The 16,339-nt window shown below is 45.8% G+C and carries 14 protein-coding genes and 1 rRNA gene; all 15 read right to left on the reverse strand.

Going from position 1 to position 16,339, the window contains the following annotated elements:
• Positions 1 to 124 precede the first annotated feature (124 nt).
• The 15 genes from NSQ91_RS25465 to NSQ91_RS25535 all read right to left on the reverse strand — a co-directional run bounded on the left by NSQ91_RS25465 (position 125) and on the right by NSQ91_RS25535 (position 16,335).
• A 16S ribosomal RNA gene (locus tag NSQ91_RS25465) occupies positions 125 to 1,682 on the reverse strand.
• 453 nt (positions 1,683 to 2,135) lie between these two features.
• Positions 2,136 to 3,824 (reverse strand): LysM peptidoglycan-binding domain-containing protein, encoded by a 1,689-nt coding sequence (locus NSQ91_RS25470; protein ID WP_340920410.1) that lies wholly within the window; start codon positions 3,822 to 3,824, stop codon positions 2,136 to 2,138.
• A 304-nt stretch (positions 3,825 to 4,128) separates the two neighbouring features.
• Positions 4,129 to 5,010, reverse strand: coding sequence for a branched-chain-amino-acid transaminase (gene ilvE, locus NSQ91_RS25475; RefSeq protein WP_036685189.1), 882 nt, complete (start codon positions 5,008 to 5,010; stop codon positions 4,129 to 4,131).
• Between the two features lie 4 nt (positions 5,011 to 5,014).
• Positions 5,015 to 5,902 (reverse strand): prephenate dehydratase, encoded by an 888-nt coding sequence (gene pheA, locus NSQ91_RS25480; protein WP_036685188.1) that lies wholly within the window; start codon positions 5,900 to 5,902, stop codon positions 5,015 to 5,017.
• Positions 5,899 to 6,876, reverse strand: coding sequence for a homoserine kinase (thrB, locus tag NSQ91_RS25485; protein ID WP_076129384.1), 978 nt, complete (start codon positions 6,874 to 6,876; stop codon positions 5,899 to 5,901). Before thrB ends, pheA begins: the two co-directional genes overlap by 4 nt.
• Before the next feature lie 59 nt (positions 6,877 to 6,935).
• The gene (locus NSQ91_RS25490; protein WP_036685184.1) at positions 6,936 to 8,222 is read right to left on the reverse strand and encodes a homoserine dehydrogenase; all 1,287 of its coding nucleotides are present in this window, start codon (positions 8,220 to 8,222) and stop codon (positions 6,936 to 6,938) included.
• 33 nt (positions 8,223 to 8,255) lie between these two features.
• Entirely contained in the window at positions 8,256 to 8,693 is a 438-nt protein-coding gene (locus NSQ91_RS25495) for an ACT domain-containing protein (RefSeq protein ID WP_038573029.1), read from the reverse strand.
• Positions 8,694 to 8,851: 158 nt separating this feature from the next.
• The gene (locus tag NSQ91_RS25500; RefSeq protein WP_076194469.1) at positions 8,852 to 10,213 is read right to left on the reverse strand and encodes a hypothetical protein; all 1,362 of its coding nucleotides are present in this window, start codon (positions 10,211 to 10,213) and stop codon (positions 8,852 to 8,854) included.
• 66 nt (positions 10,214 to 10,279) lie between these two features.
• Entirely contained in the window at positions 10,280 to 11,056 is a 777-nt protein-coding gene (locus NSQ91_RS25505) for a hypothetical protein (RefSeq protein ID WP_076281867.1), read from the reverse strand.
• 14 nt (positions 11,057 to 11,070) lie between these two features.
• Positions 11,071 to 11,817, reverse strand: coding sequence for a hypothetical protein (locus tag NSQ91_RS25510; RefSeq protein ID WP_076281868.1), 747 nt, complete (start codon positions 11,815 to 11,817; stop codon positions 11,071 to 11,073).
• A gap of 10 nt (positions 11,818 to 11,827) precedes the next feature.
• Positions 11,828 to 13,150 (reverse strand): SPFH domain-containing protein, encoded by a 1,323-nt coding sequence (locus NSQ91_RS25515; RefSeq protein ID WP_076186073.1) that lies wholly within the window; start codon positions 13,148 to 13,150, stop codon positions 11,828 to 11,830.
• A 210-nt stretch (positions 13,151 to 13,360) separates the two neighbouring features.
• The gene (gene obgE, locus NSQ91_RS25520; RefSeq protein ID WP_036685174.1) at positions 13,361 to 14,671 is read right to left on the reverse strand and encodes a GTPase ObgE; all 1,311 of its coding nucleotides are present in this window, start codon (positions 14,669 to 14,671) and stop codon (positions 13,361 to 13,363) included.
• 15 nt (positions 14,672 to 14,686) lie between these two features.
• Entirely contained in the window at positions 14,687 to 15,427 is a 741-nt protein-coding gene (locus NSQ91_RS25525; protein WP_076105522.1) for a Spo0B domain-containing protein, read from the reverse strand.
• Between the two features lie 243 nt (positions 15,428 to 15,670).
• A complete protein-coding gene (gene rpmA / locus NSQ91_RS25530) occupies positions 15,671 to 15,982 on the reverse strand; it encodes a 50S ribosomal protein L27 (protein WP_036685171.1) in 312 nt (103 codons plus the stop codon).
• A gap of 17 nt (positions 15,983 to 15,999) precedes the next feature.
• Entirely contained in the window at positions 16,000 to 16,335 is a 336-nt protein-coding gene (locus NSQ91_RS25535) for a ribosomal-processing cysteine protease Prp (protein WP_036685168.1), read from the reverse strand.
• Positions 16,336 to 16,339: the final 4 nt, after the last annotated feature.

Here is a 16,339-nt window from a genome sequence, read left to right on the forward strand (position 1 = left end):
AAGTCTTACTTGAGAGCTTAAACTCTCAAAACTGAGCAACGAGTGAGTAACAGGCCTAAACCTGAGTTTTGGAAGTTAAACTTCCGATTTGAATGTTCTCATTGCAGAGAACGATTCTCCATAGAAAGGAGGTGATCCAGCCGCACCTTCCGATACGGCTACCTTGTTACGACTTCACCCCAATCATCTACCCCACCTTCGGCGGCTGGCTCCCTTGCGGGTTACCCCACCGACTTCGGGTGTTGTAAACTCTCGTGGTGTGACGGGCGGTGTGTACAAGACCCGGGAACGTATTCACCGCGGCATGCTGATCCGCGATTACTAGCAATTCCGACTTCATGCAGGCGAGTTGCAGCCTGCAATCCGAACTGAGACCGGCTTTGATGGGATTGGCTCCACCTCGCGGCTTCGCTTCCCGTTGTACCGGCCATTGTAGTACGTGTGTAGCCCAGGTCATAAGGGGCATGATGATTTGACGTCATCCCCACCTTCCTCCGGTTTGTCACCGGCAGTCACTCTAGAGTGCCCAGCATTACCTGCTGGCAACTAAAGTTAAGGGTTGCGCTCGTTGCGGGACTTAACCCAACATCTCACGACACGAGCTGACGACAACCATGCACCACCTGTCTCCTCTGTCCCGAAGGCCGCTGCTATCTCTAGCAGATTCAGAGGGATGTCAAGACCTGGTAAGGTTCTTCGCGTTGCTTCGAATTAAACCACATACTCCACTGCTTGTGCGGGTCCCCGTCAATTCCTTTGAGTTTCAGTCTTGCGACCGTACTCCCCAGGCGGAGTGCTTACTGTGTTAACTTCGGCACCAAGGGTATCGAAACCCCTAACACCTAGCACTCATCGTTTACGGCGTGGACTACCAGGGTATCTAATCCTGTTTGCTCCCCACGCTTTCGCGCCTCAGCGTCAGTTACAGCCCAGAAAGTCGCCTTCGCCACTGGTGTTCCTCCACATATCTACGCATTTCACCGCTACACGTGGAATTCCACTTTCCTCTTCTGTACTCAAGCCACCCAGTTTCCAGTGCGACCTCAGGTTGAGCCCAAGGTTTAAACACCAGACTTAAATAGCCGCCTGCGCGCGCTTTACGCCCAATAATTCCGGACAACGCTTGCCCCCTACGTATTACCGCGGCTGCTGGCACGTAGTTAGCCGGGGCTTTCTTCTCAGGTACCGTCACTCCGGTAGCAGTTACTCTACCGGACGTTCTTCCCTGGCAACAGAGCTTTACGATCCGAAAACCTTCATCACTCACGCGGCGTTGCTCCGTCAGGCTTTCGCCCATTGCGGAAGATTCCCTACTGCTGCCTCCCGTAGGAGTCTGGGCCGTGTCTCAGTCCCAGTGTGGCCGTTCACCCTCTCAGGTCGGCTACGCATCGTCGCCTTGGTGGGCCGTTACCCCACCAACTAGCTAATGCGCCGCAGGCCCATCCCTCAGTGACAGATTGCTCCGTCTTTCATTCTTCTCTCAGGAGAAAAAAGAAATTATCCGGTATTAGCTACCGTTTCCGGTAGTTATCCCAGTCTGAAGGGCAGGTTGCCTACGTGTTACTCACCCGTCCGCCGCTAAGTTATTTTGAAAGCAAGCTTTCAAAATAACTCCGCTCGACTTGCATGTATTAGGCACGCCGCCAGCGTTCGTCCTGAGCCAGGATCAAACTCTCCAATTAGTATTGAAAAGAGCGATATGCTCATTTTGAAACATCTGACGAGAAAATTAATTCTCTAATTTTGGATTTCACTTACGTGATTTCCTACTCACTCGTTGTTCAGTTTTCAAAGATCAAGTTCTCGTTGGCGCCGTTTAATGTCTCAGCAGCAACTCTTATAATATATCATGCTTTCTGATTTATTGCAACTCTTTTTTTCAAAGTTCTTTGCAATCTAATTCAGATTAACACTCACCAACCGAAAGCTTTATAGTTCCTCTTTGCGACTGGATTTATAATGTACCATATATCCCTATATAAAAACAATACTTAAAAATTTATATTTTATAAATAAGTGCTTTTGCCCCACTTTATTTAACATCTTTTATCCCTATTTACCTATAAAAAAACGTGTAGATTCTTAGGATACAGAATCTACACGTAAGTCAAACAACGGCTTAATATATAAATTTATTAGTTTGAAATCCAAGGATTTCTACGTTTTTTAGTACTCGCTGCTGAACCTTGAGATTTCGTAGCAGCTTTGCTTTTCTTGCTGCTAGGTTGACCTGAAGTCTTTGCTTTTTTGCCTGTTACTGTTTCCTTTGCTACATTCCCCTTATTCTTGAGAGAAGCGTTAGAAGTTGACTCATCAGTCTCTGTTCTAGCCGTTTCGGGAGATTCCTGCACGAACGCTTCAGGTTCTTGAATTTCCGGCACCCGATTATGCTGCGAATAATTACCTATCCCTGGATACTGCGGATTGGATGGAATATTAGAGTTATCCGGTCCACCAAATGCTCCAAGCGTAGAAGTAGGTACCATTCCCTGATTAGGCATTCCTGCTCCATATGCGGAAAAAGCGTTTGGATTCCCATATTCAGGATAGGTGTTATATACAGGCATGTCATATGAATAAGTTTGCACTGGTTGAATATGCACGCCTCCGCACCCACAAGTTGGCCAAGGAAGGTTCGGCGTCTGTCCTCCATATTGAGGAACAGCATACGGTGAGAAATCCCCGCCAACATTCATGCCAGCAACATTAGCCTCCATCGGATTCCACTGTCCTGGACTCATATTAGGGGCAGCATTGGGATTCCATTGTTCTGGGCTTATGTTTGGCGCGGCATTTGGATTCCATTGTTCTGGACTTATGTTTGGCGCGGCATTTGGATTCCACTGTTCCGGGCTTATGTTTGGCGCGGCATTTGGATTCCACTGTTCTGGACTCATATTAGAATACATATTGCCCGAAAAATAACATGGTGAAATACATTCTGGTGCATAAGCCATTGGCTGAACATAACTTGGTGCCCAGTTCATGTTCATATTAGGGCTATTTTGATATGAATCATAGAGATAAGGATTTCCTCCCAGGCCCGGGTATCCGTTGGAATTATCCCATGAGCAATCATTGTCTGCTTTCTTCTCAGCTTTAGGTGCTTCTTGTTGAGCAATCGGTTCTTGATTTGGAACCGTAATCTGAACAAATAAACTCTGCATTTCAATTTCTTGCACTGGTGCAACTTCCATTTGCATATTAGGCGCAGGATTGGGTGCAATATTTTGTGTATTAATAGGGGCGATGTTTAGCGATGGGTGTGGTGCAGAATTGGATTCAGGTGAGATATTTGTCACTGGTTTAGGTGCAGGTTTAGCTTCTGGCTTGGTCTCTGGTTTTACTTCTGGTTTAGTTTCTGGTTTAGGTGCAGGCACTACCTCAGCAGCAGGCTGTTCTTTAGGACCTGTATATTCCTTGCCACCCACCTGCGTTTTCTCTGACGCGTTAGACGGTGTATACCCAGGCTGTGTCGGTGAGGTATTGGATACTTTTTTAGGAATATTAACTACTTCCCCTAGCATAAGTACATTTGGATTCTTTAGTTGGGGATTGGCCTCAACCATATCCTTTAAAGGAATTCCCCAGGCTTTAGATAATTTCCACAAGGTATCTCCTTGTTTAACGGTGTGCTTGTAGTAAACTTCACTGTTCTCCGGTACGGATACAGGGGCCGTAGGTATTTTTACTTTGTCTCCAACCGCTAACACATTCGGATTACTGATCTGCGGGTTTGCTTCAATAATTTTTTGTAACGGCACTCCGTACTTTTGCGATAAGGCATACAAACTATCGCCTTGTTTGACAATGTGTATTTTCACGTAGCATTAACCTCCTAAAAGTTTTGTGGAGTATTGCTTTCTTTACAGCTACACAGCAAAACTGACTTCGAAAGCAAACACCCTTTTCATGGAACATTGCTCTCTTACAAAGTTATATGCGGTACAGCCGCCTCCTTCGTTACTACATCTTATGCAGCCCATGGGCGAATGACATCCCCGAAATAAAAAAAATCCTTTCATGATCCATGAAAAGATTAACCGGAGACTCCCGTTTTCTTCTGCATGTATGCATAAAAGGACTTCTGATGCGTATTCAATGCTATTTACGTTGTATGATTAGTCTTTATTCCCAAACCTTATAGCCATCTTTATCAACCACATTACGGAACTCTTCGAGCAGCTTCAAAGTGATTGGACCCGCTTGTCCTTCACCAATGATCCGGCCGTCAATTTCACGTGCTGCAATAACCTCAGCAGCTGTGCCAGTGAAGAACACCTCGTCCGCTATATAAACATCATGCATTGTGAACGGTTCTTCTTTCAGTTTAATACCTAATTTCTCACAGAGCTCAATGATCGCCAGACGGGTAATTCCTTCAAGGGCTCCCAAGTAACATGGAGGAGTGAAAACTACACCATTTTTGATGATGAAAATGTTATCGCCCGATCCCTCAGTAACATAACCTTGAGCGTTCATCATGATGGCTTCGTCGGCTTCTGCCAAGTTGGATTGGATTTTTACTAGGATATTGTTTAGGTAATTAAGCGATTTGATCTTTGGATTGAGTGCATCCGGAATATTACGGCGTTGGGACACAGAAACTGCACGAAGTCCGTTCAAATACGCTTGTTCTGGGTAAATAGCCAGTTGCTCAACGATAATAATTACACTAGCTTTTGGACAACGACGCGGATCAAGACCTAAGTTCCCTGGTCCCCGGGACACGATCAGTCGAATATAGCCATTCCGCATGTCGTTAAGACGAATCGTTTCAGCCATAGCTTCCAGCATCTCATCATACGTTAGCGGAATGTCCAGCATGATCGATTTTGCCGAATCATACAGTCTGTCCAAATGCTCTTTACATTTAAATATATTGCCGTTATAGATACGGATACCTTCAAAAATGCCGTCTCCATACAAAAAACCGTGATCAAAAACGGATACCTTTGCATTTTCCTTCGTTACGTGTTGTCCATCCAAATAGATCCATTGCTCAGCCATGAATTTACTGCACCTCCGCTTTCTCTTCCTCATAGGTGTATGTGGGATACGAGCCCAGAATCCTTACCTGACAGCCTAAAGCACTAATTTCTTCAATAGCCCCTGGCAGCAGAACAGATTCTATCGGTTCCAGCACATCAATATAAAAATAATAAGTACCCAGCTTCTTCTTCGTTGGTCGTGATTCAATACGCGATAAATTCAGTTTCCGCCAGGAAAAAGCAGCAAGCACCTGATGCAAGGCACCTGGAAAATCCTCTGGCAGCGTTACTAGAACACTCGTCTTTACTCCTGTGCTGCTCCGCGGAAGATCTATCTTCTGTGGACCAACCAGGACAAACCGTGTGTAGTTGTTGTTGTGATCTGTAATTTGCCGATCTACAATCTCCAGCCCATGAGTAGCGGCGCCAAGAGCGGTACCGATAGCAGCCCAGCCCTTACCGGGATTGTTTTTGACGATTTCCACAGCTTCAGAGGTACTTCCGACCGACTCCAGTTCAGCCCAAGGGGCATGCTTACGAACAAATTGCATGCATTGTGCCATTGCTACGGGATGCGAAAGGATTTTTACCATCTTGGTGAAATCCTTGTTGCCGTCTGTATCTGTGAATTCCCTTGGGTTACCGATAAGATTCTGTATCGATGGAAAAATCCATTCCGTCTGCATTGGCAAATCCACTTCATTGATGAGCCAATCGATGTGAAGACTAACTGAGCCTTCAATGGTATTTTCAATCGGAATCACGCTGTAATCGGTGGTACCATTCGCCGTAGAGAGAAATACATCGGAAATTAACTTGTGATGCACAAGCTTTACAGGTTCACCGTTAAACAAATGCAGCAGCGCTTCGTGGGATACCGAGCCCTGCGGCAATACCGCTATTGATTTCATGACCGTACTCCTTTTATCATATCCAAAAATGATACGTTTTGCATCTCGTTTATTTCGAGCAGCTCTGTAGTAACTCCAGAAGCACAAGGTGTTAACCAACATGTCCGAGCGGAAATGCCATGTTCCTGCATCGTATTCTTCAAGAAGGCCTCAAGCTCACTCTTACGGGTCTCTTGGCGATCCACTAAACATAGCAGAGTCGGTCCAGCACCGCTAAGTGCGATCCCTAAAGCACCGTGTTCAGGAGCTTCTGCGAGCAGCTTCTCCATGCCCGGTATAAGCGGTGCACGATACGGCTGATGCAGGCGATCCTGCATCGCTCTGCTAAGCAGGTCAAGCCGACCTGATGCCAGCGAAGCCGTCAATAGAGAGGTTCTGCTGATGTTGTACACAGCATCACTAACTGAGATTTCTGTTGGAAGCAATCCCCGCGCTTTTGTGGTTTCCAGTTCGAATTCAGGAATAACCACCAGCACCTCAAGATTTTGTGGTGGTTCTAGCCGAACATAATCCGCATGTTCACCATCCCACACCGCAGTAATAATGCCGCCAAACAAGGAGGCACCCACATTATCGGGATGTTTCTCAAGCTGGGTAGCCATATCAAACAGCTTAGCATTATCCAGCGGAGAGCCAATCATTGTGTTCGCTGCGGCCATTCCGCCAATAATAGCTGAGGCACTGCTGCCGAGTCCACGCGTAAGCGGAATTTCCGAGTACATGGATATCGATAATTCAGGCACCGTAACGCCCGCCTCTGCAAATACCATTTGAGCGACCTTATAGAGTAAATTGCTCTTATCCTGAGCCACTCCATTCATCTCATCACCATATAGATGAAAAACAGTCTCCTCTGCTTCCTCCATCTCAATCCAGGCATATAGCGGCAAAGCCATACCCAGAGTATCGAAGCCCGGACCAAGATTGGCAGTACTAGCAGGCACTTTAATCCTAGCTCTTCCGTAAATACTCATAACAGGTACAATCTCCTTACTATGTTTTGAAATATGAAAGTATTAGTTCAGTGGCTTGGTTAACCTTCCACACGATAATGGCTCTTAATCCGGCGGATGACTTTCAGCTCCTCGAAATGGCGCAGCACTTTGTTCATGCTTGCTTTACTAGCGTTATGAGTGACAATAATGATCTCCGCATCAGGATTATTGGGATTGGCTTGCTGAACTACTGAATCCAAACTTACATCATATTCGGCAAACACTTGAGTAATCTTAGCCAATACCCCTGCTTTATCATCAACATGCAGAAGCAAAAAGTTTTTATAAAAAATAGCTTCATCACTCTTAAGCTTTTTCTGCTTGTAAGGTACTTTTTGCTTCAATCCATTCACACCTAGTTTAAGGTTCTTAATGACAGCTACCAAATCAGCTACCACTGAGGTTGCAGTTGGCATTGCGCCCGCACCCGCACCGTAGAACATGGTCTCTCCCACTGCTTCCCCGTATACGTAAACTGCGTTGAACACGCCATTGACGGAAGCCAAGGGATGACTAGCCCGAATCAAGGTTGGCTGAACACTGATGCTGAATTCTTCATCCTGACGTTCAGCGATGCCTAACAGCTTAATTTCATATCCGAGACGTTTCGCAAAGGCGATATCCGCCTTACTCACCTGAGAAATCCCACTCACACTTACATCATGCAGCTCCACATTAGTACGGAAACCTAAGGTTCCGAGAATCGCCATTTTGCGGGCAGCGTCCAGGCCTTCCACATCCGAGGTTGGATCAGACTCTGCGTATCCCAGATCCTGCGCTTCTTTTAACACATCATTATAGGATGCGCCTTCTTGGCTCATTTTGGTTAGTATGTAATTAGTCGTTCCATTCACGATACCTATAATCTTCATAATCTTATCTGAGGAAAAGCCCTCGATAAGTGTGCGGATAATCGGAATGCCTCCTGCTACGCTAGCCTCATAAAAGACATCACATTGCTTCTCCTGCGCCTTAGCAAGAATCTCCGAGCCGTGCAGCGCCATCAAATCCTTGTTCGCAGTTACGACATGTTTACCGCGTTCCAAAGCTTCAAGAATATATTCTTTGGTTCCCGCGATTCCCCCCATAACTTCAACGATGACATCAATTTCAGGATCACGAATCACATCCCATGGATCTGTCGTTATTTTAGCAGGATCAACCTCGATTTCGCGTGGTTTATTAGAATTATTCACAGCTATACGTTCAATGACAATTGAAGAGCCTACCTGGCTGCTTAAATCCTCTTGATTCCCTTCCACGATACGAACTACACCTGTGCCTACTGTTCCCAGGCCCAGCAACCCCACTTTAACCGGCTTCATCTGTCTCCTCCTAAAAGTTTACGAATATAGTTCCTATCCCTGTCCAACGATTAAAGCACGCTTCACTCCTGGAATCTCTTTCAGACTATCCAGCATCTCTCCGAGCTCCTCATTTAAGTGTGAAATTTCTACGGAGATCACCACATTTGCCCGGCCTTGCAGCGGAATACTCTGGTGAATCGTCAACACATTAGCCCCATGTCCTGCTACAGAGCCTAGTACCTTGGAAAGCATTCCAGATTCGTGCTCCAAATCCATGGAAATCGTAACGATCCGCTCTCGTTCGAGCTGATGGATCAAGTGAATTCCATCCTTGTATTTATAAAAAGCGCTTCGGCTTAATCCCACCTGCTCTACACCTTCATTTACGGTCTTCGCATCCCCGGCCTCAAGCAATTGTTTAACCTGCATAGTCTTAAGTACAGCATCAGGCAATATGTCCTCCCGGACCAAATAATAGCGTTCTCTCACGAACGTCCTCACCTCAAAGACTTTTGTGTTTTCTTAGTGGACATTATATCGGAAAAGGCTTGTAAAATGCAATAACTTTATCTGGATGCTCCAAGGCCGGGTAGTTAGGTGTAGTAAAACCCCCGGATTCCCGGGGGCAGAAGGCAATCGTATGTACACTAGCTGTATGGAATCGTCGTCCCGCAATAGTCACAGATTTTATCCTGCCCAGGAAGTACTCTACTCTTAGCACCGCAACTCGGACAAACGATGGATTTCGGCAGTTGGACAGGTGGCTTAGGCCTATTCTCCGGCAATGACTGCCGTCCAGATGATGGCTGGTTCTCTGTTGCCGCGGAGGGCTGTGCCCGGTCAGGATGTACAAGATTGGGCGGTTGTTTATCTAAGAGCTTAACACGTCCTTCATAATAGACAAGATCAGAAGCAAGTAACCCCCATCTCACCAAATACCGTAGGTCTCTACGTACATCATCTTCACTTTGTTTCGTGATATCAGCTAAATTACCAATATGCCTAACATCATCCACTACGATCAGCATGAGATACTTCTTGCACAGAAAATCAAAGTTTTCTGTTGCGAAGGTAGCCCTCCCTGCAAAGCTGTCTGCCGGAATTATAAAGATCACGTAGAGGACCACCAGAATGATCAATAAAGTGTACCACTTAAAATCCCCTTTGTAGGTCCCCACGGCGAAGAGGACAGCAAGTTCCATAAAAGCTCCCATACATACATGATAGAGCAATTTGTAGTTAAATGATTTCCGCTCATTCTTATAATGAGTGCTTACAAAACGAAGCATCGCAAGTACAAACCCAAGCGGAGCAAACAAATAGGCAATCGCCATGATGATTCGATCAAACACTGTCTGGTCTCGTTTGTTACGGTAGCGAAGGTTATTCTCAGGCGCACGCACCAGTGCTTGTGCCCGTTTGGAATAAATAAGCTTCGGCGGCAATTTCACAAATGAATTGTCTACACGTCCTTCATAATAAACAATATCTGGAGAAAGCACTCCCTGATCTTTTAAATATTCCAAAACCTCGCGGACATTCTCTTCACTGAATCCGCGGATATCGGATAGGCTGCCGATATGCCTTATGCCGTCCACAAGAACCAATGCGATATAGTCATTGCAAAGATAGGTGAATCCCTCTCTCCATCCTACGGCCCTAACGGATAATTTGATGGCGGGAATCCTAAACAATGCGTAGATAATCACCAGCCTGATCAAGAGTGCGACATAATCGATTTGACCGAGTAGCTTGCTAATAATGAAATAGATCGCCAATTCTACAAAGGCACCCATACACGCATGATAAAACAGGTTAATATTGCTTGCTTTGCGCTGTCTCTTGGAATGTGTAGATAATAACCGAATGGCAGCCAATATAAAGCCAACCGGAGCAAATACATACGCAAACACAATAGTGGTATAATCAAACGCCGTCCGCTCATATTCATGCTTGTACACAGGTTTTCCCGATGCCGGCGGCTGTCTGCGTATATCCAATCCACTCATTTTGTCTTTAATCCCCTTATTTATGTAATCCTATATGCGATGCAGCTAATCTGTTGGTTGACGGCATTAATTGTACGGGATCTTCGTTCCACAGTAATCACAGCTTTTAGATTGGCTTGGGAGCACAGTATTCTGGGCTCCGCACCCCGGACAACGGATAGACTTAGGCAGTTGCGGCGGAGACTGAGGCTGCGCAGGTATTTGCTGCCCCGATGCTTGGGTTCTCCCCGTTCCTCCAAAGCCCGAAGTACTTTCAGGGTAACCTTGATTAGCTGCTGATGGTTCTGGCGTCTGGCGCCCTTCGGATAATGCGACATCAATATCAAGCAGTCCTTTATCCTTCAGATACTGGACATCTCTCCGTACATCACTTTCACTTTGGCCTATTCGTTCAGATATACTGCCAATATGCCGGATATTCTTATTTTGAATCAGCTCTATATAAGAAGTGTTAAGCTTAGAAAGGGTATATTTAGCTTTCGCTGTCACACTGGCCAGTATAAAAGCTGGAGTCAAAAACATGATTGCAATTAAAATAAGCGTTGATACTAATTCAGAAGTTCCAAATTCCCCATTGAGCGCACTAGAAAACATGGCAATAGAAAGTTCAACAAACCCACCAATAAATACATGCATCAGCAGATTGAGGTTAGTCGGTCTACGGTAATTTTTGTAATGCGTTGTCATCAAACGTAACAAGGCAAGCACAAGTCCAACTGGCATCAGTAGATAAGCAGCCGCGAGAATAACATAATCAAACCCGGTACGTTCGTATTTAAGCCGGGGAACGGTTGCATTTCCTCCCGGGAGCGGTGACGGCTCTTGTAGGTTCAAACTGTTCATGTAGTAAACTCCTCCTATTTAAGTGCCGCTAATTCACGGTTACGCCGCTGAAGTGTAGACTTTATACTCTCTGACATCTCATTTACTTCTACCTGCCAGCCCTCATGTGGCTCTTGGGTCGCCAGCAGTAGCTTCACGTGATCATGTAACAGAGAAATCTGCTGCTGCAGAATATCCTCTGTAGCATATAAAGACGGTTCTGATATCGGATCACTGTACTTAAATTTTTCCTCCAACATATCTAACACGTTCACTAGCTGCTCGGATTCGGAATTCTTCCAGCTACTAGCCAGCTCACTCATTTCAGTTAATTCGTTCTGATACCGCCGAAACTTTTGTAAAGACCTTTTGGCTTGCTGTTCCCCTGCCCCAGCATTCCACCCGTAAAGCCCTATCGCGGCCAAAGTGATCGCTCCTAACACAAGAATCAGCAATTGTTCGGCTGCGTACCACAAGGCGGGTAACTCCAGCAGCCAATCGAAGAGTAAGGCCGATACAAATACGATGGCTGCATAGATTCCCGTAATGATTGCGCCGCTGATAAGAACAGGCGGAGTCTGCTGAATGCTACTTGCAGTTCGGAGCCAAAAAATACAATAGCCATAGATTACACTTTCTGCTAGCAGAACCGCGGATAAAGAAATTATGAACCGAAACAGTGAGTCGGAGAAACCTAATCCAATAAACGAGAACACTGTCAGTACTATAGCTACCGCATAAATGACGGTAATAATGTATATATATCTCCTGCTTTTGTTCATTAGGTCCTCCTTAGCCTGCTTTTGTTCCGCACTCTGCACAGAATTTTTGTCCAGCTTTCAGCTCATGTCCACAGCCGCTGCATTTAATCACCATGCTGTCTCCACAATGAGGGCAGAATTTCACCCCTGGCGCTACCATAGTCCCACATTTACCGCAAGCTTTAGGCATTTCTTTTCCACAGGAGACACAAGAAGCCGCTCCCTCAGGATTATCTGCTTTACAGGATGGGCAAGCACGATAAGGATTCCCGCAACCTGGACAGAACTTAGCTCCCGCATTTAGTTCATGCCCGCATTCAAAACATTTGATCTTGTTCGCAGAGGGAGAACCTTGCGGGTTGCCTCCAAGCGCCTGCCCACAACCGCTGCAGAACCGTCCCTCTACTGGATTCATAACTCCACACTTAGAGCAGGAACGCTGCTCTTGACGTATAACTGTAGTCCCTGAATCCAAGTTCATCCCTCTAGTCATACGGTTCACCATATCCATAGCGGGTCCCGCAAATCCCATTCCAAGTCCAAGCCCCATCCCGGTGTTCATCATGCCCACTCCAAGATTGCCGGGATTACCTGCCGCTTCTTCCATCGTGTCAAAACCACGCTCCTGCTGATAGGTGAAGCCCATGATATCCATTTCCGCTTTTTTAGCCAAAGCTTCCTTCAAACGAATCGTTGCCGGATCATCCTCTGGAATATTGATCGAATCAATATAGAAATTATTCAGCTCAATGCCATTATCCAAGAAAGCCGAGGCTAGTCGGCCCTGAATATGTTTGGAGATCTCTGCAACATAAGCATTAATCTCCAGTATGCTGATTTGCTTGTGCACAAGGTAAGAAGAAATAAGTTCATTTATATTCGACATCAGCAGTCCGCGGAAATAACTGATAAGCGTTTCATGATCAAACTGCGGGAGCGTCCCTACGAGCTTCAGCAAGAATTTTCGCGGATCATCGATTTTTACACCAAACTGCCCAAAAGAACGAACAGAAATCATAATTTTGTATTTGGGATCCTGAAGCTGTAAAGGTGAGCTCGTTCCCCATTTGACATTCATCGAATTCGTCTTATTCACATACCATACTTCAGCCGTAAATGGTGATTTTCCACCAAAAGGAAGATTAACGATATTGGATAAAATAGGTATATTAGCAGTGCTTAGCGTGTGCCGCCCAGCTGTAAAAGAATCAAGCGCTTGTCCGCCCTTGAATAGAATCGCTTCCTGGGATTCATTAACGATTAGTTGTGTCCATGTCCCCAGCTCCTGGTTAGGATATTTCCATGCGAATATACCTGGAGGACCGTCATACTTCACCACTTCTATAATTGCCATCTGCTATTCCTTCTTTCATTATCTTATATATAAATAACGTGTACGCTCCCAAATGGGAATTAGTGTATTTCGATATTTATTGTATACGATATATATCGTGTTTTGGGTTCTTTTATTGAAAAAAATTACTGATCTCCTCACAAAAAAAGCGCCAACTATGCTATCCCTTTACAGGAAAACCATAGTTGGCGCTTCATAGTCAGCTAAATATTAATAGTAGCTGCTGTTCTCAACGAATTCGAATTCGAAATCAGCGATACGGACAATCGTTCCTTCTACAGCACCGCGTTTACGAAGCTCTGCATCTACACCCATATGACGCAAAGTCCGTGCCAGCTTGAGAATCGCATCATGTGTGCTAAGCTGCATGCGCTTCAGCATACGTTCGATACGTGGGCTTGTGACCACAAACGCCTCGTTATCCCGTGTAATAGTAAAGGAATTATCCTCTTCTGCTTCCAGCTTATACACCTTACGTTCAGTAGTTTCAGCAACTTCCTCAACCACCGGCGCAACCGGAATGCTGTCGAGAATATCCGTTGCACGATATAGGAGCTCCTGAACACCCTGACGGGTAAGGGATGAAATTGGCATGATTTCTAAATCCGGCCGCACCTCAGCTACGCGTTCGCGGAAAGAAATAAGATTCTCTTCTGATTCAGGCATATCCATCTTATTCGCCGCCACAATCTGCGGACGATCGATTAGACTAGCATTGTACTGCTTCAGCTCATCATTAATTAGAACCCAATCCTCGAAGGGATCACGGCCCTCAGAGCCAGACATATCAACTACATGAATGATGATACGCGTGCGTTCAACGTGACGCAGGAATTCGTGACCCAGACCTATGCCTTCACTAGCTCCCTCGATTAATCCAGGCAGATCCGCCATCACAAAGCTTCGGCCATCCCCAACATCCACTACCCCTAAATTCGGTGTAATTGTTGTGAAATGGTAAGCTCCGATTTTGGGCTGAGCTGCGGACACAACCGACAGCAACGTAGATTTACCCACACTCGGGAAGCCTACAAGCCCTACATCAGCCATTACCTTAAGTTCCATAACAACATAACGCTCTTGGCCTTCTTCACCGTTCTCCGCAAGCTCTGGTGCAGTATTATTAGCTGTGGCAAAACGGGTGTTACCCCGGCCTCCACGGCCTCCACGTGCAACTACAACCTGTTGTCCATGACGCGTCATATCGGCAATGATCTCTTGCGTATCATCGTCAATCAGAATGGTTCCTGGCGGAATACGAACGATCATATGATCCGCATTCGCTCCATGTTGGCTTTTGTTCCGTCCTTTAATCCCTTTGTCAGCTTTGAAGTGGCGCTGATAACGGAAATCCATCAACGTGCGCAGTCCCTCATCTACACGGAAAATAACGTCGCCTCCACGGCCTCCGTCACCACCGGCAGGACCACCCTCCGGTACATATTTCTCCCGGCGAAACGCAACGAGACCATCCCCGCCGTCACCGCCTTTAACATAAATCTTAGCTTTATCTACGAACATAAATGTTCACCTTCCTCACATTTCAAGCGGTAATCGCAGCTCGACATAAGCCCTGCTAGGCTTAAACTGCTCTGCTTTCATGATTTTTCCTTGTACTATATTATAAATTTGCCCTTTGAGCAGCTCGGGATTGCCATGCTCCCCCTCGCCTTCGAAGGAGATAAGAATGTCTCCTCCATCCTGAAAAAAGCCAAGGCGCAGCTTGCGCGTCTCCCCCTGAGGAGCCAGCCCGTTGTACTGATAAGCCCGTATGGTCTGCATAATCACTGAAGTCAGCTCATCTCCTGCTTCTGGATTTAGCTTGTCCTCTAGCTGCAACCCTTCCTCCACCTGAACTTCCAATTCCAGACTAGACCTGTTAGTTCGGAAGGATTGGATATAGAAAACCAATGAAGGAATGCCCAACTTAGCGATACGACTATCAAGTGCTATGCGTTCCTTTATTCTTTCCACACACTCCACGGATTTATTAGGCTTTCCAAGCTGAATATATCCGTATAGAATCTGCAAATCGTTCATCCAATCATGTCGATGATGATTCAGTGTCCGAATCGCCGCCTGTTGCAGAGTGTTCTCTTGTATACGCAGCTCCCGTTCATAATGACGCTGGCTCCAGATAAAACTGAAAGCAACGATTGCCACTACCCAGACTCCGAGTAATAGACACGTCAGAAGAGAAGTATGCCAATACAAAAGACCTAAAGGAAGCATTACGGATAACATGACTGCCCAGATTGCACTTTTCCAGGATTTCATTCTTTCTCCCCGTCCCTCAGTTCGCAAAATTCATGACTTCGTTTAGATAATTTGTTTTGTTAGTATCATTTACCATTTCCTAGTATAACACACGCGTTCACTGTAGTTCACCAGAGATAATAACGAGAATTTCACATCTATCTAACCATTCCAACTTTGCATCACAAATAATTATGAATATTCTACAAAAAAGCCTCCGGCACTCATGCCGGAGGCTTCTACTTGCTCATATGGTCCGTAAGCTTACGCTTCCAGTGCCGCTGCTACCGGAGCGACATCAACTGGGTACACGCTCACTTTTTTGCGATCGCGGCCCCAACGTTCGAACTTCACTACGCCATCCACCATTGCGAACAAAGTATCATCTTTACCGATGCCTACGTTAGTTCCTGGGTGAATTTTTGTTCCGCGTTGACGAACCAAGATGTTACCGCCGGTTACTGCTTGACCGTCAGCACGTTTCACGCCAAGACGTTTGGAATGGGAATCCCGTCCGTTTTTTGTGGAACCTACACCTTTTTTCGATGCGAACAATTGAAGATTCAATTTCAACATGTTGTCAACCTCCTTCTTTAAATATTTACTTGCTGTATTTGAATATACTTCCCGTATGATTCTGCGATATCATTCAGCATTACGACCATGGATTCAAGCAGCAATTGTACCTTCGCGGAAGTATCGAAATCTTCAACAGAACTTAATGTTCCACTTAAGAATCCGTTCTTCATGGATGTATCCATGGAGATTCCGGTCAAGGTCTCAATCGAATTGACGGTTCCAACTGTTACAGCGGATACCCCGGCACATACGATATCTTCGCCACGCTTCGCATAACCCGCATGCCCCTTAACCTCAAAGCCAACGATAGTTCCTAGATCCGATAATCGTGTAATCCGCACGCTAATCATTAAC

The organism is Paenibacillus sp. FSL R7-0048 (assembly GCF_038004505.1).
Lineage (GTDB): Bacteria > Bacillota > Bacilli > Paenibacillales > Paenibacillaceae > Paenibacillus_AQ > Paenibacillus_AQ odorifer.

What these genes read in the sequence shown, in the direction of transcription:
- NSQ91_RS25535 (WP_036685168.1), bottom strand. Translation starts at nt 16,335, where the DNA reads ATGATTAGCGTGCGGATTACACGATTATCGGATCTAGGAACTATCGTT.
- NSQ91_RS25490 (WP_036685184.1), bottom strand. Translation starts at nt 8,222, where the DNA reads ATGAAGCCGGTTAAAGTGGGGTTGCTGGGCCTGGGAACAGTAGGCACA.
- obgE (WP_036685174.1), bottom strand. Translation starts at nt 14,671, where the DNA reads ATGTTCGTAGATAAAGCTAAGATTTATGTTAAAGGCGGTGACGGCGGG.
- NSQ91_RS25525 (WP_076105522.1), bottom strand. Translation starts at nt 15,427, where the DNA reads ATGAAATCCTGGAAAAGTGCAATCTGGGCAGTCATGTTATCCGTAATG.
- rpmA (WP_036685171.1), bottom strand. Translation starts at nt 15,982, where the DNA reads ATGTTGAAATTGAATCTTCAATTGTTCGCATCGAAAAAAGGTGTAGGT.
- thrB (WP_076129384.1), bottom strand. Translation starts at nt 6,876, where the DNA reads ATGAGTATTTACGGAAGAGCTAGGATTAAAGTGCCTGCTAGTACTGCC.
- ilvE (WP_036685189.1), bottom strand. Translation starts at nt 5,010, where the DNA reads ATGGCTGAGCAATGGATCTATTTGGATGGACAACACGTAACGAAGGAA.
- NSQ91_RS25510 (WP_076281868.1), bottom strand. Translation starts at nt 11,817, where the DNA reads ATGAACAAAAGCAGGAGATATATATACATTATTACCGTCATTTATGCG.
- NSQ91_RS25505 (WP_076281867.1), bottom strand. Translation starts at nt 11,056, where the DNA reads ATGAACAGTTTGAACCTACAAGAGCCGTCACCGCTCCCGGGAGGAAAT.
- NSQ91_RS25515 (WP_076186073.1), bottom strand. Translation starts at nt 13,150, where the DNA reads ATGGCAATTATAGAAGTGGTGAAGTATGACGGTCCTCCAGGTATATTC.
- NSQ91_RS25500 (WP_076194469.1), bottom strand. Translation starts at nt 10,213, where the DNA reads ATGAGTGGATTGGATATACGCAGACAGCCGCCGGCATCGGGAAAACCT.
- pheA (WP_036685188.1), bottom strand. Translation starts at nt 5,902, where the DNA reads ATGAAATCAATAGCGGTATTGCCGCAGGGCTCGGTATCCCACGAAGCG.